This window comes from Prevotella melaninogenica ATCC 25845 (assembly GCF_000144405.1).
Taxonomy (GTDB): Bacteria; Bacteroidota; Bacteroidia; order Bacteroidales; family Bacteroidaceae; genus Prevotella; species Prevotella melaninogenica.
The window spans coordinates 829,094-853,922 of record NC_014370.1; the positions used below are offsets into that span (position 1 = coordinate 829,094).

Genomic DNA, 24,829 nt, shown 5'->3' on the forward strand with positions numbered 1-24,829 from the left:
CATTTTGATAAACTTTCTGTTGCAAATTTATATAAAACTATTCATTCAGCAAAAAATATTTGGACTAAAAAATATTGGATAAATTACTAATTTCCTGTACTTTTTCGCTTGGACTCTTGGTGGCAAAAGGGATTGATGTTTATTTCATTTCGAAGAATTTTTTTTTGAAGGATGTATCCTAAAGTTTAAGAAAATAATTATTTGAATTTTATGGAGAACCTATTTAAGTTAAGTCTATAATGATTTTTTTAGAATGACGCTTACATCCTTTAAGGTAGTTAGTTAAATATAGAGATTATTTCGTGGCTGTTATTTGTGTTACACATATAAATAATGTAATTTTGCAGGTGGAAACAATAAAGTTATGAAAGATATATCATTAATAGCCTTTGATGCAGATGATACTCTGTGGGAGTGTCAAACTTATTTTGAGGCGGTAGAGAAAGAGTATTGTGAGCTATTAAAGTCATACGCCTCAGCCGATGAAATTTCTAAAGCTCTTTTTGCTGTTGAAACAGCAAATATGCCACTTTTAGGTTATGGGAGTAAGGCTTTCTTATTATCTTTATTGGAGAATGCGATAGAGGTAAGTGGGGGAAGGTTAAAAGCAGATGAGGTTGAGAAGATTATAAAATTAGGTAAAGAACTTCTCCAATTACCAGGCAAGCCAATGGATGGAGTTGAAGAAACTTTGAAGGTTTTACGTGAGAGAGGAGAATACCATTTAGTTGTCTTTACAAAAGGTGAACTGCTTGATCAAGAAAATAAGTTTCATCGTTCAGGCTTAAAGCCATATTTTGATGATATTATAGTTGTCTCAGATAAGACAGAGGCATCTTATTACCAATTGTGTGAGAGGTTTTCTATTAATGTTGAGCAGTTATTGATGGTGGGTAATTCTTTTCGTTCGGATATAGAACCCGTATTAAAACTTGGTGGTTGGGCGGCTCATATTCCTTTTCATACAACATGGCAGCATGAAGTTGTAGAGGAGTATGAACACCCTCATTTGTTAAAGTTGGAGTATTTTACACAGTTGAAGCAAGTCTTGTAAACTTGTTTTGCTTTTACTTGCTGAAACTTTTGTAATTATTTCATTATATATCGAATATTTTGTGTAAGTTTGCAAATCGATTATTATAAGGAGATAAAATACTTTTTAAACAAATAGTAAGTTAGATGTTAGCACCACAAATAGAATATTCAGACCGAGAAGAGCGAATTGAGTTTATTCAAGAACGTTTCCATTGTAAAGCACCTTCGTGTGGCGGTTGTGGCTCATGTAATCTTCCTGATGGTGTACCAGCAGCAGAATATTTTGCAGATTACATTGATGGTAAGGTCGAATTTGTCAAACTCGCCGCGAAGATTTGGGAGTAGGGGGGCTTTCTCCTGCTTGACAATGTAATTCCAAGATAAAATATAGTCCTGATAATTTAGGGTTTCTGTGGGACGTCTTATTTTTTTAGATCTTCCAATTAGGTTATCAGAAACTTTTCTGATGCCATATAATGCAAAAAAGGTATGCCTCACGACATACCTTCTTCTGTGTTCTTAGTCATTCTATTAATTTGAGCCTCTTGTCGGATTCGAACCAACGACCCCGAGATTACAAATCACGTGCTCTGGCCAACTGAGCTAAAGAGGCGGGGTGGACAAGCGATTCCTATCGCACCGCTACAACCTTCTGCCCTTGCTACGTTCCCGTCCTGGGGGGTTCAAAGGGAGCTGGTCGTAAGAGACTTGCCCGTCTTCTACTTTACCATTGCTGTTAAAGCGGGTGCAAAGATACATAAATTATTTATTTCTGGCAAAGAGAAATCAAAACTTTTTCTGTTTTTAACAAAAAAACATAAATTTGGCAGTGTACTACATTATTTATAATAAATATTCCGTACTTTTGTATCATGATTTATGAAGATTTTAAACAGCTGACAGCTTATACTCGTTATGATGGTATTTATCTTGCTATCATTTGGGCAGCAAGTTTCGCATGCTTGTTGGGTATAACCATTCTGCCGGTTTTGGCACAATTTAGTTTTTTACTCTCTATTTCAACTCCTTTCTTTGTTGCTTATCGATTGAAGATTTTTCGTGAGGAGGGACGTAATGGAGTTATATCTTTTCGTCGTAGTCTTTTTTATTGTGTACGTGTTTTCTTTAATGCTGCAATTATCTTTAGCTTGCTGCAATGGCTTTATATGCACTATCTTGATAATGGGAAATTACTCATGATGGTTACTAATCTCTATTCCAGTAATGAGGGGAAAAGCACTCTCGCAGCTATAGGTGTTCCATATGACCAGTTTATTACAGCGTTGCCAGAGGCTTTTCAACCCTACTCGTTAGCCTCAAGCACTTTTGTTACTGCCGTAATGTTAGGTGGCTTATGCTCTCTATTTATTGCAGCTATTATGTCTAAGAAAGGCAAGAGACAGATATCTTAAATTTAAACTTAATAAACTCCTCATTTCTAATAGAAAACTCCTAATACAGAATATGGATATATCAGTAATTATTCCTCTTTACAATGAGGAAGAAAGTTTACCAGAATTACACGCGTGGATTCAGCGCGTGATGAACGCTAATGGCTTCACGTATGAAATAATATTTATCAATGACGGCTCTAAAGATAGGAGCTGGGATGTCATTGAGGATTTACATCATAAAGATGAGGAACATGTTCATGCGATAAAGTTCCGTCGTAACTATGGTAAGAGTCCTGCGCTCTACTGTGGCTTTAATGCTGCTCAAGGTGATGTTGTTATTACGATGGATGCTGACTTGCAGGATTCTCCTGACGAGATACCAGAACTTTATCGTATGATAATGGAGGAGAAGTACGACCTTGTCAGTGGTTATAAGCAGAAACGTTATGACCCATTGACAAAGACTATACCAACAAAACTTTTCAATGCCACGGCACGTAAGATTAGTGGTGTACATAATTTGCATGACTTTAATTGCGGCTTGAAAGCCTATCGCCGTGATGTTGTGAAGAATATTGAAGTATATGGTGAGATGCACCGTTATATCCCTTATCTTGCAAAAGAAGCAGGCTTCGTACGTATAGGTGAGAAGGTTGTACAACATCAAGCACGTAAGTATGGTAAATCAAAGTTTGGAATTAATCGTTTCTTCAATGGTTATCTTGACCTATTGACACTCTGGTTTCTCACCAACTTTGGTAAGAAGCCAATGCATGTCTTTGGTTTGATGGGCTCGTTTATGTTCTTCATTGGCTTTATAGCATTCCTTTGGCTGATTGTAGAAAAGGTTATTATGCTTGTTAATGGTGTATATGGCGACCTACTTTCTGATCATGCATCCTTCTTTATCGCTCTTGTTGCGATGGTATTGGGTACACAGCTTTTCCTTGCTGGCTTTATTGGCGACCTTATCAGTCGCAGTAATCCACGCAGAAATGACTATCAGATAGAGAAAGAAATGTAAGAGAAATCCCTCTTTCTGTAGTTTTTGATAGATGATTACAGCAACAGTCTCTTTTTATATGCCATACTTAATGGAGAGCTGTGAGAATAAGTTTGAAAACTCTTATCAACTGATGTTACTTATTTATATAATTCAATAGGAAATGAACTATAGCAAGATTAAACATATAGTAAGTAAAACTCTCTTGATTACTCTTCTCTTTGGAGGAGTAATTTGGATGAGTTCTTGTTCTGACATTGATTGTCCTGTAACCAATGGTGTATGGGCTAATTATGTTGTACAGGGCGATACTTTGCACGATACACTTACTATCTCGGCAATACGTCAGAACAAAACAGATACGATTTTGTTGAATAAACAGGTTAACACGACAAAATTCAGTTTGCCCATGAGCTATAGTGGCGATAGTGACAAGTTACGCTTTGTGTTCACAAGTAAGGCAGGTGTAACAACAGTTGATACTGTTACAGTGTCAAAGACAAATATTAGTCATTTTGAGAGTGTTGACTGTTCGCCAGCATTCTTTCATACCCTTACTGCCGTATCAGCAAAGGGCACACGTGTGAGTCAGGTTGAAATCAGTAATCCTAATGTTGATTATGATGGTACGAAAGAACATATACTTATCACTTTTACTAATCCTTAATGCATTATTCCTGTTGTGCCCAACTACAGCTAATGCACAACGCCGGTCATTCTTGCCAAAGGTAAAGGAGGATAGCATTCCTTTCTTTAGGGGGGCAGCAGTGGGTGTAGATCTTGTTGGACCTGCTATGCGTTGGCTTGCATCATACGGTCAGTATGAAGCTTTGCTACGAGTAAATCTCAAGGATAGATATTTTCCTATAGTTGAAGTTGGTGTGGGACAGGCTGATAAAGCCGATGAAACAACAGGAACGAACTTTAAGACGAGTGCACCTTATGGACGAGTGGGCTGCGACTTTAATATGCTTAAGAATAAGCATGACGATTATCGCTTCATGGTGGGTGGTAGAGTAGGCTACACTTCGTTTAAGTATGATGTTCTTAGTCCAGGACTTGCTGACCCTATTTGGGGAACACAATCCTCTTATGGTGCTCTTGGTAATAAGGGAAGTCAACTTTGGGCAGAACTCGTTGGTAGTGTTGATGCAAAGATTTTAGGCCCTATTCGTATGGGTTGGAGTGTTCGTTATAAACTCCGTGTAGCTCATAAGATGGGAGAAATAGGTGAAGCTTGGTATGTTCCTGGTTATGGTTGTGGTGGGTCATCACAGCTTGGTGCCACCTTTAATGTACTTTTTGAACTATAATGAGATAGTTATTTAGAAGTTAGAGAGAACTTGTTGTTAGTTTCTCTAATAGTTTTTACTAATGGACGTACTGCTTGTGCGTCCTAACTGTAAAAGTTATTCCCTTCTAAGTCTAACTTTCTCTTAACTCTTAATAAATAAAAACATTATATGAATAAGAAAAAACTATATTGGCAAATTCCTTTTCTTCTTGTGTTGATAATTGGTTCAATAGCTATTGTTCGTTGTCAGCGTTCAATGCCATATCAGCATAACAAGGGATTTATCTTTGGTACAGTTTATAATATTACCTATCAAAGCAATGAAGATCTTCAGCCGCAGATAGAAGCAGAATTGAAGAAGGTAAATCAGACCTTCTCTACTTTTGAAGCTAATTCGTTGATATCACAGATTAATCAAAACAAACCAGTGAAGGTGAATGAAATGTTTCGTGAAGTGTTTACACTCGCTGAGTCTATTTCTAAAGAGACTGATGGCGCTTTTGATATCACAGTTGCTCCAATGGTAAATATGTGGGGCTTTGGTTTTAAGACTGGTCAGCATCCTTCTAAGCAGGCTATAGATAGCTTGCATCAAGTTGTAGGATATCATAAGGTGAAGCTTGTTGGTAACACAATTCAGAAGACAGATAAGCGTGTTATGCTTGATTGTTCTGCAATTGCTAAGGGCTATGGCTCTGATATTGTTGCTCGTTTCTTACGTCGTAATGGTATTAAAAACTTTATGGTGGAGATTGGTGGTGAGATTGTTACGATGGGTAATAGTGAACAGCGTCTGCCTTGGAAGATTGGTGTTACAAAGCCAACGGATGATAGCGTGAAGGTTAATCAAGAGATACAGACGGTATTGAATGTTACGGATAAGGCTATGGCAACGAGTGGTAACTACCGTAATTTCTATTATAAAGGTGGAAAGAAATATGCTCATACCATTGATCCAAAGACTGGATATCCTGTACAGCATTCACTCCTTTCTGCAACTGTCTTAGCTAAAAACTGTGCTACAGCTGATGCTTATGCCACTTCGTTTATGGTGATGGGTATCGAGAAAGCACGTAAATTACTCGAACGTCATCCAGAGTTGATGGCTTACTTCATCTATTCTGATGCGAAAGGTAATTTGCAAGTATGGTATAGCCCTTCAATGAAAGGAAAAGTTGTTAAATAAAAGTATAGCCGCTTTCTCTCTTGAGAAGGCGGCTATATATGTTTTTTATTACTATGCTCCAACTCTACGATAAACTTCTCGAACTGCCACTTTTCATCGGTATTAGTACGAATGAATTGTCAGATATCGTAGGACAAACAAAGTTTGGCTTTCATAAACTTATTGCAGACAAACCGCTTGTAAGCATGGATGATAAATGTACACAGCTATTCTTTCTAATGAATGGTACACTTCGTGTGATAAGTCATGCTGACAACCATCGTTATCGAATAGAGGAAGAATTGTCGGCACCAGCAGTTATTCAGCCCGAACACTTCTTCGGACTTATGCAACGCTATACAAAGGATTTTATAGCGCAGACAGATTGTAGTCTGCTTTCGTTGGATAAGTCAGAGGTGTTACGTCTACTTGATAATTATCTTATTTTCCGCCTTAATCTTCTCAATAGTATTTCTATGCAAGCACAGCGAATGAGTCATATCCCATGGAGGCAACAGCCCAGTGACATACGCCAGCAGTTTGTTAATTTTTTACGTCTTCGCTGTCTTACACAAGCAGGTCGTAAAGTGTTAAGGATAACGATGGAAGACCTTGCTCAAGAGTTACATCAAAGTCGTCTTAATATCTCTCGTATGCTCAATGCTTTACAACGTGATGGGCTGTTAACAATGAGTAGGGGAATCATTACTATTCCGCAGTTGGAAACCTTAAGAGGATAGATGGTTTCTCTTATATTCTTTTACTAATATTTAATTTGATATTAGTACAATTCAGTTACTTTTTTCTATATTAATTAGTTATTAATTCCTTATTGTTTAAGTGTAACAATGAGTTTCTTTTACTCCCTTTTTTACACGTGTTGATGATTAGCACATATGGTGCTGGGGCTTAGCACCTCTCGTGCTGATGGTAAACACCAATCGTGTTGAGCGTTAATCAGCTTATTATTTCTTAATGTTTTTCATCATCTTGTCGGCATCTTGTATTGTCTTTGTAAATATGACGTAGCTCGCTATGCCTTCGTTACAAAGACAGACAAAAACAGAATCAGATTTGTTTCTAATGAGTCAATTTGGGTTTAAGTTGTAGAGACTTATTACTCTACATGTAATATAGAAACAAAATTGCGTTAAATTCCACCTCTTTATGTAGTATATTTCCTTTTTTTGAGTTATCTTTGTAAATTAAATTAAGAGAAAGTAGAAAAAGAAATGATAGATAATATAACAGGGGAGAAAGAGCGTATAAATCCTTTCTTCCTACCTTATGATACACCGCATTACACGGTACCTTTCAACCGTATTACTCTTGCTGATTATGAAGAGGCAATGATGGAAGGTATTCGCCGTGAGGACGAACAGATTGAGAAGATTATTAATAATCCTGATGAACCAACCTTTGAGAATACAATTATACCAGAGGATGAGGTTAAAGGACGTAAGCATTACTATGATCTTCTGAGTCGTGTGGAGAGTGTATTCTTTAATATGCTCAGTGCTGAAACAAATGATGAAATGGATGCTTTGGCACAGAAGATGAGTCCTATCCTCACTAAGCACGGTAATGATGTTAGTTTAAATCCTAAGATTTTCGAACGTGTCAAGTATGTTTATGAACATCATGGAGAGTTGACACCAGAGGAAAACTGTCTGTTGGAGAAAAGTTATGAAGGATTCGTGCGTAGTGGTGCCTTGTTGGATGAAGCAGGAAAGGACCGTTTGCGCAAGCTTACTGAGGAAGCCTCTATGCTATCACTGCAGTTCTCACAGAATGTTTTGAAGGAGAATAAAGCATATACTCTGCACATTACTGATGAGCAACAGCTTGATGGACTTCCAAATACAGCACGTGAAGCGGCACATGAAGCTGCAAAAGAGCATGGATTAGATGGCTGGGTATTTACTTTGGATGCCCCAAGTTATGGTCCTTTTATGATGTATAGTACTCAGCGTGATCTGCGTAAAGACCTCTATATGGCTCGCAACACGCTCTGTATAAAAGATAACGACACAAACAACCTTGAACTTTGTAAGCGTCTGATAAATCTTCGTAGGGAGATGGCGCAACTTCTTGGTTATAATACCTTTGCTGATTATGTGATGAAACATCGCATGGCTACGAAGGTTGAGAATGTGTATAAACTTCTGAATGACCTTATTGAGGCTTATAAACCAAAGGCTATTGAGGAGCGTGAAGAAGTAGAAGCTTTAGCTAAGGAAGAAGAGGGCGCAGCTTTTAAGATGGAGCCATGGGACTTAGCTTATTATAGTCAGTTGCTGAAGAAGAAGAAATACGACCTTGATCCCGAGATGCTTCGTCCTTATTTGGAGTTAGGCAATGTAATCAAGGGTGTCTTTGGCTTGGCTACACGTCTTTATGGTATTACCTTCAAAGAGAACAAGGATATACCTGTTTATCATCCAGATGTAAAACCGTTTGAGGTTTACGACAAGGATGGTAGCTATTTGGCTGTACTCTATGTTGACTTCCACCCACGTAAAGGAAAGCGTGATGGAGCATGGATGACAGAGTTCCAAGGTCAGTGGATTGAGCGTGATGGTACAAATATACGCCCACATGCCTCTCTTGTTATGAACTTCTCTAAGCCTACAGAGGATAAGCCTGCATTGTTAAGATTAGGTGAGGTTGAGACCTTCTTGCATGAGTTTGGTCATTCGCTTCACGGTATATTTGCTAACACACGTTTCGAGAGTCTATCAGGAACCAATGTTTGGTGGGACTTTGTAGAACTTCCTTCTCAGTTTATGGAGAACTTTGCTGTTGAGAAAGAATTCCTCCGTACCTTTGCTTTTCATTATCAGACAGGTGAACCAATGCCCGATGAGTTGATAGAAAAGGTAATAGCCAGCCGTAATTATGGAGCTGCAACAGCATGTTTGAGACAGGTAAGTTTCGGTCTCTTAGATATGGCTTATTACACACACAAAGAAGAGTTCACTGAGGATATCATCTCCTTTGAGAAGAAAGCATGGGCACCAGCAATTATTGATGAGCAACGTATGGATACATGTATGACTGTACAATTCTCTCATATTATGGCAGGAGGTTATGCTGCTGGCTATTATAGCTATAAGTGGGCAGAGGTCCTTGATGCTGATGCTTTCAGTGTATTTAAGAAAGAAGGAATCTTTAATCAAGCTACTGCACAGCGTTTCCGAGATAATATTCTCTCACGTGGTGGTACAGAACATCCTATGATTCTCTACAAACGTTTCCGTGGACAAGAGCCAACTATTGATGCGTTGAAAGCGAGAGATGGACTTACGAAAGGGCAGTAATAGTTTTGAAAATCGGATAATAGATAAAGGATAATGGCTATTTTGCTGTTTGTTTCCATGTTTATTTATAAAATCTATCAATAGAATGAATAACGAACATATATCAAAACACTCATCAGCATCTTCTTCTGTAGAGGGAAGAGGTAAGGCTGCTGTTGACTATCGTTACCTTCGTATGGCACGTATTTGGGCTGAGAATTCTTATTGCAAACGACGTCAGGTAGGTGCCTTGGTTGTGAAGGATAAGATGATTATTAGCGATGGCTATAACGGTACACCGAGTGGTTTTGAAAATATATGTGAGGATGAATCTGGCGTAACAAAGCCATACGTCCTCCACGCTGAAGCCAATGCTATTACGAAACTTGCCCGAAGTGGTAATAATAGTGAAGGTTCAACGCTTTACGTAACAGCTTCTCCTTGTATTGAATGTGCAAAGCTCATTATTCAGGCAGGTATTCGACGAGTTGTTTATGCCGAGAAGTATCGTCTTACTGACGGTATAGATTTGCTGACAAGAGCTGGAGTTGAAGTAGAGTATAAAAGTCTTGAGGATGGCAGTAGTTCTTCTTCAGCGTCTTTATAAACAAGAATAAGAATTTGAGTAAACTGTTGGAGTATAATCAAATAGGTCTCATACCTAATATAGTTATCCCCACTGTTAATAAAACAAAGTATAACAAGTATTTATCGAATCCCTCTTGGTGCTTTCATCTTATCTGGAAGAGTGGGGGTTAGGCTTTTATGAATCAGAGTAAAAACAATCATTTCATGCCGTTACTGATGGCACTATGTGTTGTCGTCGGTATTCTTATTGGTACTTTCTATGCCAATCATTTCTCAGGTAATCGTCTAAATATCATTAATAGTGGTAGTAGTCGACTTAGTAATCTGTTGCATATCATCGATGATCAGTATGTTGATTCTGTTAATATCGATGAACTTGTTGATAAGGCTATTCCTGAGATTCTGTCAGAGCTTGACCCACATTCTGTCTATATCAGTGCAAAGGATGTGCAGCTGGCTACGGATGACTTGAAGGGCTCTTTCTCAGGTGTTGGAATTGAATTTACTATTCGTCAAGATACATTGCGTATACAGAATGTTATCAAGGATGGACCCGCAGATAAGGCTGGTTTGTTAGCAGGTGACAAGGTTGTTAGTATCAATGGTAAATCGTTTGTTGGTAAAGATGTTACAAATGAGGAAGCTATGCACCGCCTTAAGGGTCCAAAGGATTCGAAGGTAAAGATTGGTGTTAAGCGATATGGTGAAAAGGGAGTAAAGATGTTCACGGTAACACGTGGTGATATTGCTGTGAAGAGTGTCTCTGCTGCATATATGCTTAATGATACAACAGGTTATATTCGTATCAAGAGTTTTGGTGAAAGAACTTATGCGGAGATGTTAGCAGCTTTGCAAACTCTCAATATTCGGGGTGCAGATCACTTGGTTATTGACCTTCGTGATAATGGAGGTGGTATCTTGGAGTCTGCTGTACAGATGGCTAATGAGTTCCTTCCAAAGAATCGTCTGATTGTATATACACAAGGTAGAAAGAGTCCTCGTGTTAATTATCGTAGTGATGGTAAGGGAAGCTATCAGCATATTCCAATGGTTGTACTTATCAATGAGGGTTCGGCTTCTGCTGCAGAGATCTTCGCTGGTGCTATGCAAGATAACGATCGTGCAACGATTGTTGGTCGTCGTTCCTTTGGTAAGGGATTGGTACAGCAGCAAATTCAGTTTAATGATGGCAGTTTGATTCGATTGACGATAGCACGTTATTATACTCCTTCAGGACGTTGTATCCAAAAGCCATTCAAGCCTGGTGATAATGCTGACTATGAAAATGATATTCTCACACGTTATCAGCATGGTGAGTTCTTCTCTCAGGATAGTATAAAACATGAGGGACCAGCTTATCATACAGTAAACGGACGTACCGTATATGGTGGCGGTGGTATTACGCCAGACATCTTTGTACCAGAGGATACATCAAAGGTAACTTCTTATTATAAGGAAGCTGTGATGAGTGGACTTATCCTTCAGTATGCTTTCAATTATACTGATAGTAACAGAAAGAAACTCAGTAGCTTTGGGGAAATGAAACCATTGGCAAACTACTTGGAGCATCAGAACCTTGTAGGTGACTTCGTTAACTTTGCAGAAAAGAACGGATTGCGCAGACGTAATCTCATGATTATGCGTTCACACTCACTTCTGCAGGATTATCTTAACAGTCGCATCATTTATAATATACTTGATGAACAGGCTTGGATAGAGTATGTGAACCGTGACGATGCAACTGTAAAAGAGGCTATCAGAGTGTTCCATATGCCTTCTCTACTTTTGCTTAAACCAAAGCAGAAGGCTCTGAAGCATTCTGATTCCCTACGTAAAACAACCCCTCTACGCCGATGATACAGTTTGATAAAAACTCCTTACGGAAAGAAGTGAGGACACGTAAGAAACAGTTTTCTACAGAAGAATTGATAAAGGAGTCACGTCCACTTATACAGCGAGTACTCAATCACCCACGCCTTCAAAGTGCTAAGACAGTTTTTCTGTATAATTCGCTGCCTGATGAGGTCTATACACATGACCTCATCAAGCAACTTCATAATGAAGGAATGACTATTCTTCTTCCTGTTGTCATCAGTGATACCGAAATGGAACTTCGACTCTATCGTAATCCAAATTCCTTTGAAACGAGTAGTTATGGAATACTTGAGCCTATAGGTGAAGCTTTTACGGATTTCTCTTCTATAGAATTTGCGCTCATTCCAGGCATGGCTTTTGATAAGGAACGGAATCGTCTTGGACGTGGAAAAGGTTATTATGACCGTTTTCTTCCTTTGCTCACAAATGCATATAAGGTTGGTATCTGTTTTCCTTTTCAGTTCCTTCCAAACATACCAACTGAAGAGACAGATATAAAGGTTGATGAATGTATCTACTAAGATTATGAGAATCTGTGGAAAAATCACTTTACTATAAGTCAAAAAGATAGTGTATTGTATCTTTAGAATTAATAGATAATGTCAAAAAATATTCTTGCAATAAAAGTAGTTAGTGCTTAATTGGATTCCAATTAAGCACTAATTGTATTGTAAAAGGTGCCCTTTTGAGGTCTAACTAACGCTCTTTTGAAAGCCAACTAAGCATCTTTTCTTATGCCGTATTGTAAGATATTGAATTACAATTGGTTACAGGTGTGTTAAAGAAAGCCGTTTTATATCGTCTTCTAACAGGCTTTGTAGAATAAAATGTAAAAGAAATTCTAACCTTAAAAGCCGTAAAAGTGAGGTTGTATAGCTGCTTTATGGTGACAGATGATACAGTGTTTCAGTGCTACTTCTCTAAAGTCTTTGTTTCGAAAATATTTGTATTAAACCAAGCCTTCGTATGCTTGGTTCATTTCATTCATGAGATGTTCAAAGTTATCAGAGTTTAATGATACCTTTCTGAACATCATTTCCAAATTCTCCTCTTCAAACTTTACAGGCTCTTCATGCAGAAGTGTCATCATTCCAGCAATCATCAAGCGGTATACAGTTGCCTGGTGCAATCCATTAATCTCTGTCTTTGCTTGTGTTACTCCAGCTGCATAGGCTTGCATTTGTACACGAACGATAGAGCGGATAGCCAGTGAAACAGGTACGTTGTTTTCATGTGCTAAAGTAGGGCAATCAGCAAAATAGTCTTCAGCAGACTGTAAATGTCCGTCAAGCAGAGCAAACATCTGTTTTTGATATTCGGCTGTTACAAGGTCATATAACTCCTTACTCCCACAGGCATAACGCAATAAAATCTTTGCAGAAGTTGTCTCTGAGAAATGACGTCGCTTCATATCTTCTGCCACAGTATCAAGGTCTGAGTAGTTCAGACGGATAAGGACAGGAAAGAGTACAGATACAAAATGACCTGAAAGATTATCAAAATTGTTAACCAATAATTGCTTGTATTCCTTTGGTTCTAACCTTTTCTTCCCTGGATACAAGGCATCAGCCAGTCCCGAGAAGAAAGCATGAAAGTAGCCCCTGACCATTACAGAGGCTACTCTTGAGCGGTTTATTTCCGTTATTCTCATATATTATTTTTCTACTATCTATGTCCACCAAATCGACTATTATTCGTTGGTGCATCTGAACGGGTTGAACCCGATGATGACTGATTCGAATTCATTGGAACACTTGGTGCTGATGAGCGAGATGCATTACCAAATGAAGACTGATTAGAATTCATTGGAGCACTTGGTGCTGATGAGCGAGAAGCACCGCCAAATGAAGACTGATTAGAGTTCATTGGAGCACTTGGTGCTGATGAACGAGAAGCACTTCCAAATGAAGATCTGCTACCTGATGGCTGTGGAGGAACAGAATACTGCTGCTGTTGAGGTTGATAAGTCTGTCTTTCAGACTGTGGTCTTGCTCCCCCAAATTGCTCGTTATAAGACCTACTTGGCGCTGTATTCATATTCTCTCTCCTTGCATTACCAAAGCTGCTATAGCCATTATTCTGCTGAGGAGTATTCCATGAGCCACCATTCTGATAAACCTCTTGATTCGTTCTTGTACGGTTGGTTACCGTAGGTGGATTGCGTCGTGCACCGAAGCGTCCTGCATAATAGCTGTCATTGTATCTGTTTCTTCCGCCACGATAGGTGTAGTATTCTGCTGGGCGTGAACGGTAATAATAATTGCGGTCGCGGTAACGATTGTAAACGCGATAAGCATAATCATTATTGTACCAATAAACTGGACGGTAGAAGTAATCTTCACCTATGTAATAGTTATATTGGCGAGCATTCAATACATAGAACAAATCGCTGTTACGACGTGTCCAATAGTCTCCATAGAGTGAACGTTCGCCCTGCATATTAAGGAGATAATCAAGATTTATCTCATACACAGCCTGATACTGTGCATCGCTCAATCCAAGTTCATACGCCATCTTGTCTGACAAGAAGAGTGCCTGTCGTCGCGCCTCTTCATATCCAATTCTGCCGTATGTACTGCTGTATCCAACATTATATCCATCGTCATATACAGAAACAGGACTACCATATCCACCCCCTGCAGAGAGGTATGCACCACATGAAGAAAGTGAAAGGCTTAAACAACCTAATGCGAATGTATATAAAATATTCTTTTTCATATCTGTAACCTTTAAGAATGACTACTTATGTTATTTCTCTATTGCAAAAGTAGTCGTTTGGTTTCAAATATCCAATAGGTAAATTCCTATTCCGTAAGGGAAAGTTCCTATATGTTATTCCACTTCCTCTACTATGGTGTTGGGAACTTCCTTCGACTTCAACATTTCATCAAGACTCTTGAAAGTATAGGCAGCTTTGTCCTTAACGAATGTTTTTGCAAAACGATCGCGTAGGCTCATTAGCTTCTGTACAGCCTCCTGGTAGGTTTCGGCTGTAATACGATCAGCCATTGCTTGCGCATTTACTGGTGTGAAGTCAAAGTATTGTACAAGGTATTGTTGGAACTGTCGACGCTGGTTCTGTGTCATTTCCTGCAATTGTACATTCATCTTATCCTTAGTGCGGTGTATGATGAAGATAAGCTCATCTGGCTCACCACCACGCTGGCCATGGTCATACTTCTTCTCATACTCAAAGTGACAATCACAGAAACCTTTCTCTGCAAGCTCCTTTAATTCCTGCATGGCAGGGTCAAGAACACGACGACAGAAGTCTGAGAACTTCTTATAGTTGTTCTCCAAACGAAGCATCTTTCGGAACTCCAAAGTCTTAATAACAGTACGACCTTTGTCCACCCATGACTCTATAAACATATAGATACGCTGGGTGTAGCGGTTTTTACATGCAAAGACAATCTGTTTGCCTAAGCGATGATAACCGAAGTCTAACGATACAAGACGCTCTGCAACACTATGATCAAGCTTCAAAATAGCATATTTGTTATAAGAGCGATCCTCTGGAATATATACGTCACAAAGGTTGGTTGCCTTGGTGTACTTTCTTCCTTCAGCTGTCTTATAGGGTATTTCTACAGGAATAGAAGCAAGCATCTTCAGTGAATTTCTCAACTGAGGATAGTGATTTGGGTCGACACCTAATTCTTTGAAAGGCAGTTTTATAGGCATACGTCCGTCCTCATCCAACTCATCAGTGTGGAATAAGTCGAGCTGAAATCCTCGTTTGTTATTTAAAATACCATGTAAGATAGATTGCAAACTCTCAACAATAGACACCAGAATCCTCACCTGAATGAGCGAATAATCATGACGCATCATCGTCACAGCGATAGGCTGAAGAAGCCATGTTTCTTCTTCTATAGGGATAAGGTCATTCGAGATAGTACGACTTTTCAACGGTGCTTTTTGTGCTTTTGCTCCACGTTTACGAGTAACCTTTCTAATGGCTGTTTTATCTGTTGTCATATCAGTTGTCTTAGCTTATCATGTATTTTATAACACTTTAGAAGTTACAAAGATACCGCTTTTATTTGGAACAAACCACTAAATAAACAAAAATAGTTTTCCCTTTGTAGTTTATAGCGTATTATTCGAAAGGATTTTTGTACTAAGTCGTTCTTTTATTTACAAGATATGGTAAGGTGTTTAGCACTCAACACCATTGGTGTTAACCAACAACACCATTGGTGCTAAGCTATCGCACGATATGTGCGGGGCATAAAAACATTCGTAAAAAGGTGAGAATTACTTGCCACTATCAAGATAAACACATCGTAAGATTATAGGTTTAGTAGAATATTAGATGATTAAGTAGCTCTTTTATAGTGTATTTTTTAGGATGATAATTAATGATAAAAAAATAAATACTTGACAATAACTATTGCATTATTGACTTTTTTTTTGTTATTTTGCATACGATATCATTACAACGTGACAAGATGAAGAATCAGAAAATGTACGAGCCCGATGATAAGATGATTTATCTTATCAGAGATAATTACGACCTGTTACAGAGCTTAGGGAGCTTTGGTATCAGCTTGGGCTTTGGTGATAAAACCGTGAGAGAGGTTTGTGATGAACAGAATGTAGACACTTATACATTCCTGGCTGTAGTTAATTTTACTATAAACGGATATAAGGCTTTTGATGATGTAGACAGATTGTCGATTCCAACCCTTATGCAATACTTACGAGCAAGTCATACTTATTACCTTGAATATAAGTTACCTTTCATACGTAAAGAGTTGTGTGCTTCTTTGGATGAAACGGATAATCTTGCCCGTCTTATTCTCCGCCTCTATGATGAGTATGCTCATTCTATCCATAATCACATGCAATATGAGGAGAAGAATGTGTTTCCATATGTTGATAGCCTGCTGAAGGGTGAGGCAAATGATACATACGATGTTGAGACTTATTCTAAGCATCATAGCCAAACAGACGTGAAGTTACGTGAATTGAAGAGTATTATCATCAAGTATTTGCCTTCCGATGCGCATCATAACAACCGTCTTACTGCTACATTATATGACATATATAACTGCGAAGCATGGCTTGAACAGCATGCTTTGGTAGAAGAAGAAATCTTTATTCCAGTAATCAGACGCTTAGAACAAAAGAGTAAGCAAAATGATGTAAGTGTAAAGATTTCGAACATGATTACACAGAATCCTGTGTCAAACGAGGTTCTTAGTGATCGTGAAAAGGATGTAATTGTGGCAGTTGCACAAGGAATGACAAACAAGGAAATAGCTGACCATCTGTGTATTTCAACTAACACGGTGATTACGCATCGACGTAATATCGCTCGTAAGCTGCAAATACATTCACCAGCAGGATTGACAATCTATGCAATTGTTAATAATCTTGTGGATATCAGTAGCGTGAAACTTTAATAGAAATCTGTTAATAGGGTGGGTAGTCACCCTATTACTCTATAAACAAAACGATGGAGCATCCAGTTAATATGAATATGGGACGTCCCAAGATAGCGATAGTTGATGCTAACACACTTGTTGTGTTAGGATTGAAGCAGCTATTACAGAATGTTATGCCTATCATGACTGTTGATTCTTTTTCAAGCTTCCAGGAGTTCGAAAAGGCACAGCCAAATTTGTATTATCATTATTTTGTGTCACAAGTAATTGTCTTAGAAAATAGACAATTCTTCTCTCAATGTATCCACAAGACCATTGTTCTGACTATTACTAAGGACCCAAATGCACAGCTTTCTGGTTTCCATAGTTTTTGTATTAATGTTCCAGAGGATGAACTTGTCAAGGCTATTCTGAAGATAGTACAGTATGGTCACTCTGGTGGTAAGAACTTACCAGAACTCCCTCAAGTATTAAAGAATAAGATCTTAAGCAATCGTGAGATAGAGGTTTTGTCTTTGATAGTTCAAGGATTGATTAACAAAGAGATTGCTGAGAAGTTGAATATCAGTCTTACAACAGTTATTACTCACCGCAAGAATATTATGGACAAGCTTGGAATGAAGAGTGTGTCAGCCTTGACCATCTATGCAGTGATGCATGGTTATATTGATATCAATAAGATTTAATATGGCTAATTTACTATTTCCTATCCGTTATAGGAATGGAGATAGCAGATGAGCAAACCAGCCACAGAAACGTTGCCATGGTGTACGCCACTGTTTCCACTTTTCCTCGGTAAGCTTAAAACTATCTTTCTTTTGGGCTTCAAAGAGTTCATCTAACTCATGTGTTGTACAAACATCAACTATTACTGCATTCTCTTCACGATCCCATCGTAGGCTTCTTGCATTAAGATTGGCTGACCCAACAGTACAGAATTGTCCGTCTACAGTAATAATTTTTGTGTGATGAAAACCTTTTTCGTACATCCATATTGTACAACCTTTCTTCATTAATTGATGTGCATTATAGAATCCACAATCAGGAGTTAGTGGGATATCACTCTTTACACTCAGAAGGATTTCTACTTTTACACCTCGTTTTACGGCATTTCTTAATGCTTTTTTCAAGGCTCTGCTCAGTGTAAAATATGGGTTGATAAGTTTTATACTGTCCTTTGCATCATTGATAGCATTCACATAGAAATAACGGATAATATCCTTAGAAATGTGTGGTTCGCGGTTGATAATACCTACCATCTTACTTCCTGCACTTCCACAAGTGTCAGGTTTCAAGCCTTTTATGTAATCAGCGTTAGAGATTCCACGATAATATTTAGCACCATGTATTCTCTGTCCAGATGCTAAGAACCACATATTAAGAAAGATGTTCTGCAATGTATTTACCTCGTCTCCCTCGATTCTACAATGCATATCATGCCATGAACCAACAACTTTAGTACCATTAATATAATAGTCAGCTACATTCATTCCACCCGTATATGCAACCTTTCCATCTATAACAACAATCTTACGGTGGTCACGATTGAATATATCATGTAGCCAAGGGAACTCCATTGGCTTAAACTCATATATCTCAATACCCTTTTCACGAATCGCTTTCAGGTGGCGTTTCCTCATGGGACGGTTGTTACTTGCATTGCCAAAGCCATCAAAAACAGCTCTAACTTCAACTCCTTCTTTCGCTTTTGCCGCTAAATGTTGTATGAGTTCGTCATTGATAGAATCATTGCGAAAGTTGAAGTATTCCAAGTGAATACTCGAACGTGCTTGATCAATAGCCTTAAATAGATCATTAAACTTATCTTTACCTGTCGTAAGTAAAGTTACTGAGTTGTTATGAGAGAAGTGTACATTCTTCTTGCGCAGCTGATTCACAATCATAGAATCGGCTCTATTCGCAAGTATCTCATGCCCTTCAGTCACAGTGTTTTCTGTCTCTGTTTGTGCTAAAAGGTATGTTGGAAATAGTATGTAACATAATACTATCACCCATGTAATAGCTTTTTTTGTGTTAAAGTTCACTTTTCTTTCTCTCATTTTCGTCAATGGCAAACAATAACCTATGGCAAATAAAGGTTATGTTGTCTAATATAAATATCGTAGATAAGATAATAAAAACTATCTTTACAGCATACAACTATAATGGTCAACAACACCTAAGAAGTGTCTTTCCTCATCGCATACTAACACTGTATGTACCTTATTCTGCTGCATAATCTGTTGAATCTCTGTAATCTTCGTAGTTGGTAAGACTATCTTTGGTTCTCTTGTCATTATATCACTGACCGTATGATCAAAGAACTCAGCCTGCCAACGTTCCATAGCTCTACGGATATCTCCATCCGTTATCAAGCCTATCACCTTCCCATTGTCAAGCGATACACCCAAGCCAAGCTTACCCTTACTTACATGTATGATGGCTTCCCCTAAGTGCATATCCTTTGGAATAATAGGAAGTTCATCAGAACGCATTACGTCTTGTGCTGTAGTCAATAAGCGTTTTCCCAACTCTCCACCAGGGTGGAACTGTGCAAAGTCCTGTGGCTTAAAGTTACGAACACGCATAAGTGCAATCGCTAAAGCATCACCCATAACAAGAGCTGCCGTTGTTGAACTGGTTGGAGCAAGGTTAAGAGGGCACGCTTCTTTCTCAACCCACACTTTCAAATGGGCTGTAGAATACTTTGCCAATAATGAATTCGGATTAGCACTCATTCCAATAATAGGAATATTCATGTGAAGTACCATTGGAATGAAGCGGAGTAGCTCGTCTGTCTGTCCAGAATTAGATAATGCTAATACAACATCATCCTTTGTCATCACACCCAAATCGCCATGATAAACGTCCAAAGGGTTAACAAAGAATGCAGGTGTACCTGTAGAAGAAAGGGTTGCAGCAATCTTAGCACCTATATTTCCGCTTTTGCCAACACCCGTGACAATAACCTTACCAGTACAATGGAACATTAGGCTAACAGCCTTATCAAAGTTCTCATCTAACTGGTTTATCAGATTAAGTGTAGCTTCAGCTTCTTCTTTGATACACTGTGTTGCATATGCTCTGACCTGTGTCAATCTTTGTTCTGCTTCGTTCATACCAGTTTTCCTATTAATTCATCTAACTTCTCAAGTTCCAACATATTAGCTGCATCTGATAGTCCTGCGTCTGGAGTAGGGTGAACTTCAAAGAAGTAGCCTGTAGCACCAAAGGCTTTAGCCGCTAATGCCATCGAAGGAACAAACTTACGATCGCCAACCGTCTTACCATCTCCTGCACTTGGACGCTGTACACTATGCGTACAATCCATAATAACATTCGAAACGATTTCTTTCATATCAGGGATATTACGGAAGTCAACAACGAGGTTGTTATATCCAAAACTATTTCCACGCTCAGTCAACCACACATCCTTAGCCCCACTTTCGTGACACTTTTGTACAGGATAACGCATATCTCTACCACTAAGAAACTGTGCTTTCTTGATGTTTACAATCTTACCAGTCTTTGCTGCAGCCACTAATAAGTCAGTCTGACGACAAAGGAAAGCAGGAATCTGAATAACGTCAATAACTTCTCCAACAGCCTCAGCTTGATAGCTTTCATGAATATCGGTTAGCAATCGTAATCCGTACTTCTCCTTGATTGTTTGAAGCATCATAAGTCCTTTGTCAAGTCCTGGACCACGGAAAGAGTGTATGCTTGTACGATTAGCCTTATCAAAGCTTGCTTTAAAAATGATATCTATATCGTATTTCTTATTAAGCCTAACCAACTCTTCTGCAACCGTGTTGAGTAGTTCTTGGCTTTCAATAACGCAGGGACCTGCAATGAAAGTAGGTTTATTCATCATAATTCAATAGTATATAATGCTCCTGTTTCTACAAAAATATTGATATATTCTCTCAAGAGTTACTGCAAAGTTATATATAATAAGGTGAACAGACAAATGATTAACGTTCATTTAGATGTTTAAAGTAAAACTTATGCATAAAATTTGGTTGTTTAATAGAAAACCTTTTACTTTGCACCCAGAAAACAACGCTTATTACCTCTTTATGAGTGGTATGTAGCATAAGGTAAATAGATTTAATTCAGTATTAATTTAAAAGTTTTCTATTATGAAAAAGATTTTATTGTCATTTGCTGTAGCATGTGTATCACTCGCAGCAAGCGCACAGGGTTACGTTGGTGGTAGCGTAGGTATTGCTTCATCAAAGATTGGTAATTCAGAGAACGTAACAACTTATCAGGTTCTCCCTGAGGTTGGTATTAATCTCGACGAAAACTTGGCAATCGGTACAGTAGTTGGTTGGGGTAAAGGTAACCCTGTTAACATCGAGAGCGAGAATTCAGTTAACAACTACTTCAAGTTGGAGCCATACGTTCGTTACACTTTCGCACGTAGCAAGTATGTAAATGGTTTCATTGATGGTGGTTTTGCTTACCAGCACTATAGAGGTGGTACAAACGCATGGTCTGTAGGTTTGAAGCCTGGTGTTGCTGTAAACGTTAGCCCAAAGGTAAGCCTCGTAGCTCACGTAGGTTTCGCTGGTTGGAAGTCTGTTAAGCAGAAGGGTTCAAGCGTAGATGCTCACACTTGGGGTGCAAGCCTTGATGGCAACAACATTACTTTCGGTGTTTACTACAACTTCTAATAAGTTGAATTGAACAAAGATTAAGTTATATAGAGGGATGCATACTGCATCCCTCTTTTTTTTATATTATAATACTAACCATTGGTCTTATATTTGTCAATATTTCTTCTCTTCATCAAGTCTAATCAATGCTTAACTGTATCTCTATTAAGCCTTACTTGGCTTTTAAAAGATACCCTTTTGATCTCTTATTAACGCCTTTTTAAATGCTAAACAAGCATCTTTTACTTCTGTAATATGTAATCAATTGATTTTATGATAGTTATAAGTATCTTTGAAAAGCGTATTCTTGAGTTTTTTTAATTAAGATTTATGTTGTTATTCTGTAATAACTTTTTTAGCATAATAGCTGTTGATATATGTAGAAAAAACAAGTAATAAGCTTCTTATTACATACTTGTACTCATCGTTCCAAACGTTGAGTTGCATTCTCTCCAATAATATATAGCTTGGAGTTTGTCCTTCGCACCATTGGTGTTAAGCCTTCGCACCACACGTGCTAAGCCTCAACACAATCGTAGGAGAGGGTAAAAAGGCTTATAATCGTCATCATATATATGACGAAATAAGCCTTTTCTGACTAACAAAATGGAGTGTGTTTTACCTACCTATAGTCCTTATATCTAAGTAAATAGGCTAATATGTTAGCTTTCTTGTTGATGCTTAATTGTAATCTCACGCTGTGGGAATGGGATTTCAATGCCGTTATTGTTCAGCGTATCATAGATACATTCCATAACAACTGATATATCATTTCCCTGTGTTAACACATTTAGCCAAACAAGAATCTTCAGTGTGATACAGCTATCATCGAAGCTTTGAAGTCTAACAATAATATCTTTTTTCTCATTAGTGATGCCAAGTTTAGCAATAGCATCTATAAGTAGTTCTCTTACTTCTTTTACATTCGTACCGTATGCAACACCAACTTGAATAGTTCCTACCTCATAACCATCGTTCTTGGTCATGTTTTTATAGTTCTTAGTGAAGAGTTGTGAGTTTTGGAAAGCAATCGTAGAACCATCAAGTGCATCAATCACTGTCGAGGTATAGTTTATTGAACTTACCTTACCACGTATACCGTCACAGATGATATAATCGCCAATCTTAATACGTCCAGCCATCAAAGAAATACCATAATAAATGTTCTCAAGAATATCCTTCATGGCGAAACCGATACCCGTTGACAAGCCACCTGTTACAACAACTAACCATGTGCTGCTGACTTTAAAGAAACCAAGTGTAATCAATAGCCAAGTTCCCCACACGATTACTTGTAATACGTTGATATACATCGTCGCACGTGCTTCGGCTGTAGATGGGTCATTGCGTTTGAGATATAACTTGATAGCATCTCGAATCGTTAGATTCAGATAATTAAAGATGAACCATAGGATAGTTACCACAGCTATTGAGTAGACACTAATCTGTATCTTATCAGAATCAATAAAGTTGGCACGGAATAAGTTCCATGTCAATCCACTAAGATTAAAGACATCAGTTGCCCAATAAATAGCAAGGATAAATGATATTACTAAAGCTGTTGGAATGAGAACAATGTCAACAAAACGAAGAAGCCATACCTTTGCTGGTGATAGTTTCTTTATTGGATGTTTCTCCCTGTAGTGGTTGAGGTAGTCTTTGAAGAAAGCAATTGTAAGAATACAAGCCAACTGCATTGACCACCATATGATTACCTGAACGGCAAACATTGTATATCCAATCGATGCACTTATAAGTGAGAAGATGAATACAAATTGAGAGATATATGCAAAGTTTAAGTCGTAATGAGGTACAAGCTTATGATATTTGTGTATCATTCTTGCCTGCCACAATGTGTCTATGAATAATAAAGGTGTGAAGAGAAGAGTTACGACTGAGCTTGGTAGCATCACGATACGAAACGCAATGACAAAGAAGCCAATCATAATCAGGGGATAGTAAATACGGTAAGCATTATGTGTCTGTGAACCTTCTACACGCAGAAGCAATGATGCAAAAATGACAGATAGCATCCATGTGTACTCCAAAAGTAGGCTGCATGCCATGTGTACGAAGTTAGAAGGCGAGAACAATCGGATAATAATAAGTACTATACTAAATGTGATGACAGAAGCAAGCATAATAATACAAGTACGCTTGGCAAGGAAACTTTGATTCTTCTGCTCGAAACGATTTGTCTTCATGACTCGCGTCACAAGGAATCGAATACTCAGATAATTAATGATAATGGCTATCAAACCATAAATCAGAATCATACTGAAGAGTGTAATAATCCATTTTACATCCCATTGAGAGACTACGACGGTATTTGGAGTATATTTCTCAGAGAGTGTCGTGTTCATCTGACTAAGACGAAAACGAACTGATTTAAGAACCTTGAAGTAGCTATCTCCTGTGTTTGTAAAGATGCCTGACTGAATCTCGGCATAGCGTTTTTGTGCATATGCATCAAGTGCCTGCAACTGATGCTGGCTGTAATTGTAGTATTGTATATATTCTTGATAAGAATCATTGCGCTCCTTTAGCATTCTTCGAATACTTACAGCAAGAGTAAGACATACGTTTCGGTCAGTCTTCATTTTTTGAGTAAGACCGAAAGTGTACATCGTGCTAAGCACATTGACAAGGGAGTCGTAGCGTGCTATTTCTTCGTTACTTTCCGTGATAAGGTCATGAAACGGACGTGTTTTTGTTTGGAAGTCTTTCCATAATTCAGTTGCTTGTTGGCAAGCATAGGTAAGGTCAAAGATGTTGTCCGTCTTCTGTGAGTAAAGCATCAATGATACTTGAGCAGACTTTTCACCAATTTCTTTTAACTGATTTGTCACTTGTTCAGTTATGAATCTTGAATTATTAAGCTGTTTTGTTTGTTCAAGATGCTGTGCAATCAATTCATGGCGTAGTACTTGGAGTGAGTTTTTCAGTGAGTCCTCCTGTAGTACAGCATTTGCTGGAAGGGTCAGGATGAACAGCAATATGGTGATAAAGAATAGCTTTTTGCGCATATCTATTTGTTGTAAAGAATAGTTTTTATGATTGTTTTAATGTCTACAAAGGTACACAAAGTTTGTCATTTAGACTTATATCGGAATGTAAAATGA

The 24,829-nt window shown here is 38.2% G+C and carries 22 protein-coding genes, 1 tRNA gene and 1 other RNA gene; 15 read left to right on the forward strand and 9 right to left on the reverse strand.

Annotated elements, in window-relative coordinates; translation table 11 throughout:
- Window positions 1-364: 364 nt before the first annotated feature.
- Together HMPREF0659_RS03205 and HMPREF0659_RS03210 are read left to right on the forward strand one after the other, a co-directional pair.
- Window positions 365-1,054, forward strand: a complete 690-nt coding sequence (locus tag HMPREF0659_RS03205; protein WP_013265007.1) for an HAD family hydrolase — start codon at window positions 365-367, stop codon at window positions 1,052-1,054.
- Window positions 1,055-1,179: 125 nt separating this feature from the next.
- Window positions 1,180-1,380, forward strand: a complete 201-nt coding sequence (locus tag HMPREF0659_RS03210; RefSeq protein ID WP_013263873.1) for a hypothetical protein — start codon at window positions 1,180-1,182, stop codon at window positions 1,378-1,380.
- 194 nt (window positions 1,381-1,574) lie between these two features.
- On the opposite strand, the gene HMPREF0659_RS03215 is transcribed toward HMPREF0659_RS03210, so the two are convergent.
- Both HMPREF0659_RS03215 and ffs read right to left on the reverse strand, forming a co-directional pair.
- A tRNA-Thr gene (locus HMPREF0659_RS03215) sits at window positions 1,575-1,648 on the reverse strand.
- Window positions 1,649-1,652: 4 nt separating this feature from the next.
- An RNA gene (gene ffs / locus HMPREF0659_RS12255) (signal recognition particle sRNA small type) lies at window positions 1,653-1,749 on the reverse strand.
- 158 nt (window positions 1,750-1,907) lie between these two features.
- Here ffs and HMPREF0659_RS03225 point away from each other — a divergent pair.
- The 10 genes from HMPREF0659_RS03225 to HMPREF0659_RS03270 all read left to right on the forward strand — a co-directional run bounded on the left by HMPREF0659_RS03225 (window position 1,908) and on the right by HMPREF0659_RS03270 (window position 12,174).
- Entirely contained in the window at window positions 1,908-2,447 is a 540-nt protein-coding gene (locus HMPREF0659_RS03225; protein WP_013264616.1) for a DUF4199 domain-containing protein, read from the forward strand.
- A 52-nt stretch (window positions 2,448-2,499) separates the two neighbouring features.
- Window positions 2,500-3,453, forward strand: coding sequence for a glycosyltransferase family 2 protein (locus HMPREF0659_RS03230; protein WP_036923687.1), 954 nt, complete (start codon window positions 2,500-2,502; stop codon window positions 3,451-3,453).
- A 142-nt stretch (window positions 3,454-3,595) separates the two neighbouring features.
- Window positions 3,596-4,099 carry a DUF6452 family protein gene (locus HMPREF0659_RS03235; RefSeq protein WP_044045847.1) on the forward strand — a complete coding sequence of 168 codons (504 nt, stop codon included), beginning with the start codon at window positions 3,596-3,598 and terminating at the stop codon, window positions 4,097-4,099.
- Window positions 4,053-4,745, forward strand: a complete 693-nt coding sequence (locus HMPREF0659_RS03240) for a DUF6048 family protein (RefSeq protein ID WP_044045972.1) — start codon at window positions 4,053-4,055, stop codon at window positions 4,743-4,745. The genes HMPREF0659_RS03235 and HMPREF0659_RS03240 overlap by 47 nt, the downstream gene beginning before the upstream one ends.
- A gap of 150 nt (window positions 4,746-4,895) precedes the next feature.
- Window positions 4,896-5,912, forward strand: coding sequence for an FAD:protein FMN transferase (locus tag HMPREF0659_RS03245; protein WP_013264117.1), 1,017 nt, complete (start codon window positions 4,896-4,898; stop codon window positions 5,910-5,912).
- Window positions 5,913-5,965: 53 nt separating this feature from the next.
- The gene (locus HMPREF0659_RS03250) at window positions 5,966-6,631 is read left to right on the forward strand and encodes a Crp/Fnr family transcriptional regulator (RefSeq protein WP_044045973.1); all 666 of its coding nucleotides are present in this window, start codon (window positions 5,966-5,968) and stop codon (window positions 6,629-6,631) included.
- A gap of 492 nt (window positions 6,632-7,123) precedes the next feature.
- Window positions 7,124-9,211, forward strand: a complete 2,088-nt coding sequence (locus tag HMPREF0659_RS03255; protein WP_013263820.1) for a M3 family metallopeptidase — start codon at window positions 7,124-7,126, stop codon at window positions 9,209-9,211.
- A gap of 85 nt (window positions 9,212-9,296) precedes the next feature.
- Window positions 9,297-9,797: a dCMP deaminase family protein gene (locus HMPREF0659_RS03260; RefSeq protein ID WP_013264379.1), complete on the forward strand. Its 501-nt coding sequence runs from the start codon at window positions 9,297-9,299 to the stop codon at window positions 9,795-9,797.
- A 158-nt stretch (window positions 9,798-9,955) separates the two neighbouring features.
- Window positions 9,956-11,635, forward strand: coding sequence for a S41 family peptidase (locus HMPREF0659_RS03265; protein ID WP_044045848.1), 1,680 nt, complete (start codon window positions 9,956-9,958; stop codon window positions 11,633-11,635).
- Window positions 11,632-12,174 carry a 5-formyltetrahydrofolate cyclo-ligase gene (locus HMPREF0659_RS03270; protein WP_013264205.1) on the forward strand — a complete coding sequence of 181 codons (543 nt, stop codon included), beginning with the start codon at window positions 11,632-11,634 and terminating at the stop codon, window positions 12,172-12,174. Before HMPREF0659_RS03265 ends, HMPREF0659_RS03270 begins: the two co-directional genes overlap by 4 nt.
- 428 nt (window positions 12,175-12,602) lie before the next feature.
- On the opposite strand, the gene HMPREF0659_RS03275 is transcribed toward HMPREF0659_RS03270, so the two are convergent.
- The 3 genes from HMPREF0659_RS03275 to HMPREF0659_RS03285 form a co-directional block, all read right to left on the reverse strand.
- Window positions 12,603-13,304 (reverse strand): hypothetical protein, encoded by a 702-nt coding sequence (locus HMPREF0659_RS03275; RefSeq protein ID WP_013264199.1) that lies wholly within the window; start codon window positions 13,302-13,304, stop codon window positions 12,603-12,605.
- Between the two features lie 14 nt (window positions 13,305-13,318).
- On the reverse strand, window positions 13,319-14,371 hold the full coding sequence (locus tag HMPREF0659_RS03280; RefSeq protein WP_013264776.1) for a hypothetical protein: 1,053 nt from the start codon (window positions 14,369-14,371) through the stop codon (window positions 13,319-13,321).
- Between the two features lie 114 nt (window positions 14,372-14,485).
- The gene (locus HMPREF0659_RS03285; protein ID WP_004360893.1) at window positions 14,486-15,634 is read right to left on the reverse strand and encodes a replication initiation protein; all 1,149 of its coding nucleotides are present in this window, start codon (window positions 15,632-15,634) and stop codon (window positions 14,486-14,488) included.
- A 473-nt stretch (window positions 15,635-16,107) separates the two neighbouring features.
- Here HMPREF0659_RS03285 and HMPREF0659_RS03290 point away from each other — a divergent pair, with 473 nt between their 5' ends.
- Both HMPREF0659_RS03290 and HMPREF0659_RS03295 read left to right on the forward strand, forming a co-directional pair.
- Window positions 16,108-17,064, forward strand: a complete 957-nt coding sequence (locus HMPREF0659_RS03290) for a LuxR C-terminal-related transcriptional regulator (protein WP_013264377.1) — start codon at window positions 16,108-16,110, stop codon at window positions 17,062-17,064.
- Between the two features lie 71 nt (window positions 17,065-17,135).
- Window positions 17,136-17,732, forward strand: coding sequence for a response regulator transcription factor (locus tag HMPREF0659_RS03295; RefSeq protein WP_226893186.1), 597 nt, complete (start codon window positions 17,136-17,138; stop codon window positions 17,730-17,732).
- A gap of 27 nt (window positions 17,733-17,759) precedes the next feature.
- On the opposite strand, the gene HMPREF0659_RS03300 is transcribed toward HMPREF0659_RS03295, so the two are convergent.
- From HMPREF0659_RS03300 to kdsA, 3 genes are all read right to left on the reverse strand, one after another.
- Window positions 17,760-19,106 (reverse strand): phospholipase D-like domain-containing protein, encoded by a 1,347-nt coding sequence (locus HMPREF0659_RS03300; protein WP_044045974.1) that lies wholly within the window; start codon window positions 19,104-19,106, stop codon window positions 17,760-17,762.
- 87 nt (window positions 19,107-19,193) lie between these two features.
- Window positions 19,194-20,165, reverse strand: a complete 972-nt coding sequence (locus HMPREF0659_RS03305) for a KpsF/GutQ family sugar-phosphate isomerase (RefSeq protein ID WP_013263848.1) — start codon at window positions 20,163-20,165, stop codon at window positions 19,194-19,196.
- Entirely contained in the window at window positions 20,162-20,920 is a 759-nt protein-coding gene (kdsA, locus tag HMPREF0659_RS03310) for a 3-deoxy-8-phosphooctulonate synthase (RefSeq protein ID WP_004360898.1), read from the reverse strand. The genes HMPREF0659_RS03305 and kdsA overlap by 4 nt, the downstream gene beginning before the upstream one ends.
- Before the next feature lie 268 nt (window positions 20,921-21,188).
- Here kdsA and HMPREF0659_RS03315 point away from each other — a divergent pair, with 268 nt between their 5' ends.
- Entirely contained in the window at window positions 21,189-21,725 is a 537-nt protein-coding gene (locus tag HMPREF0659_RS03315) for an outer membrane beta-barrel protein (RefSeq protein WP_013264901.1), read from the forward strand.
- Between the two features lie 644 nt (window positions 21,726-22,369).
- Here HMPREF0659_RS03315 and HMPREF0659_RS03320 read toward each other — a convergent pair.
- On the reverse strand, window positions 22,370-24,733 hold the full coding sequence (locus HMPREF0659_RS03320) for a mechanosensitive ion channel family protein (RefSeq protein ID WP_013264233.1): 2,364 nt from the start codon (window positions 24,731-24,733) through the stop codon (window positions 22,370-22,372).
- Between the last annotated feature and the right edge of the window lie 96 nt (window positions 24,734-24,829).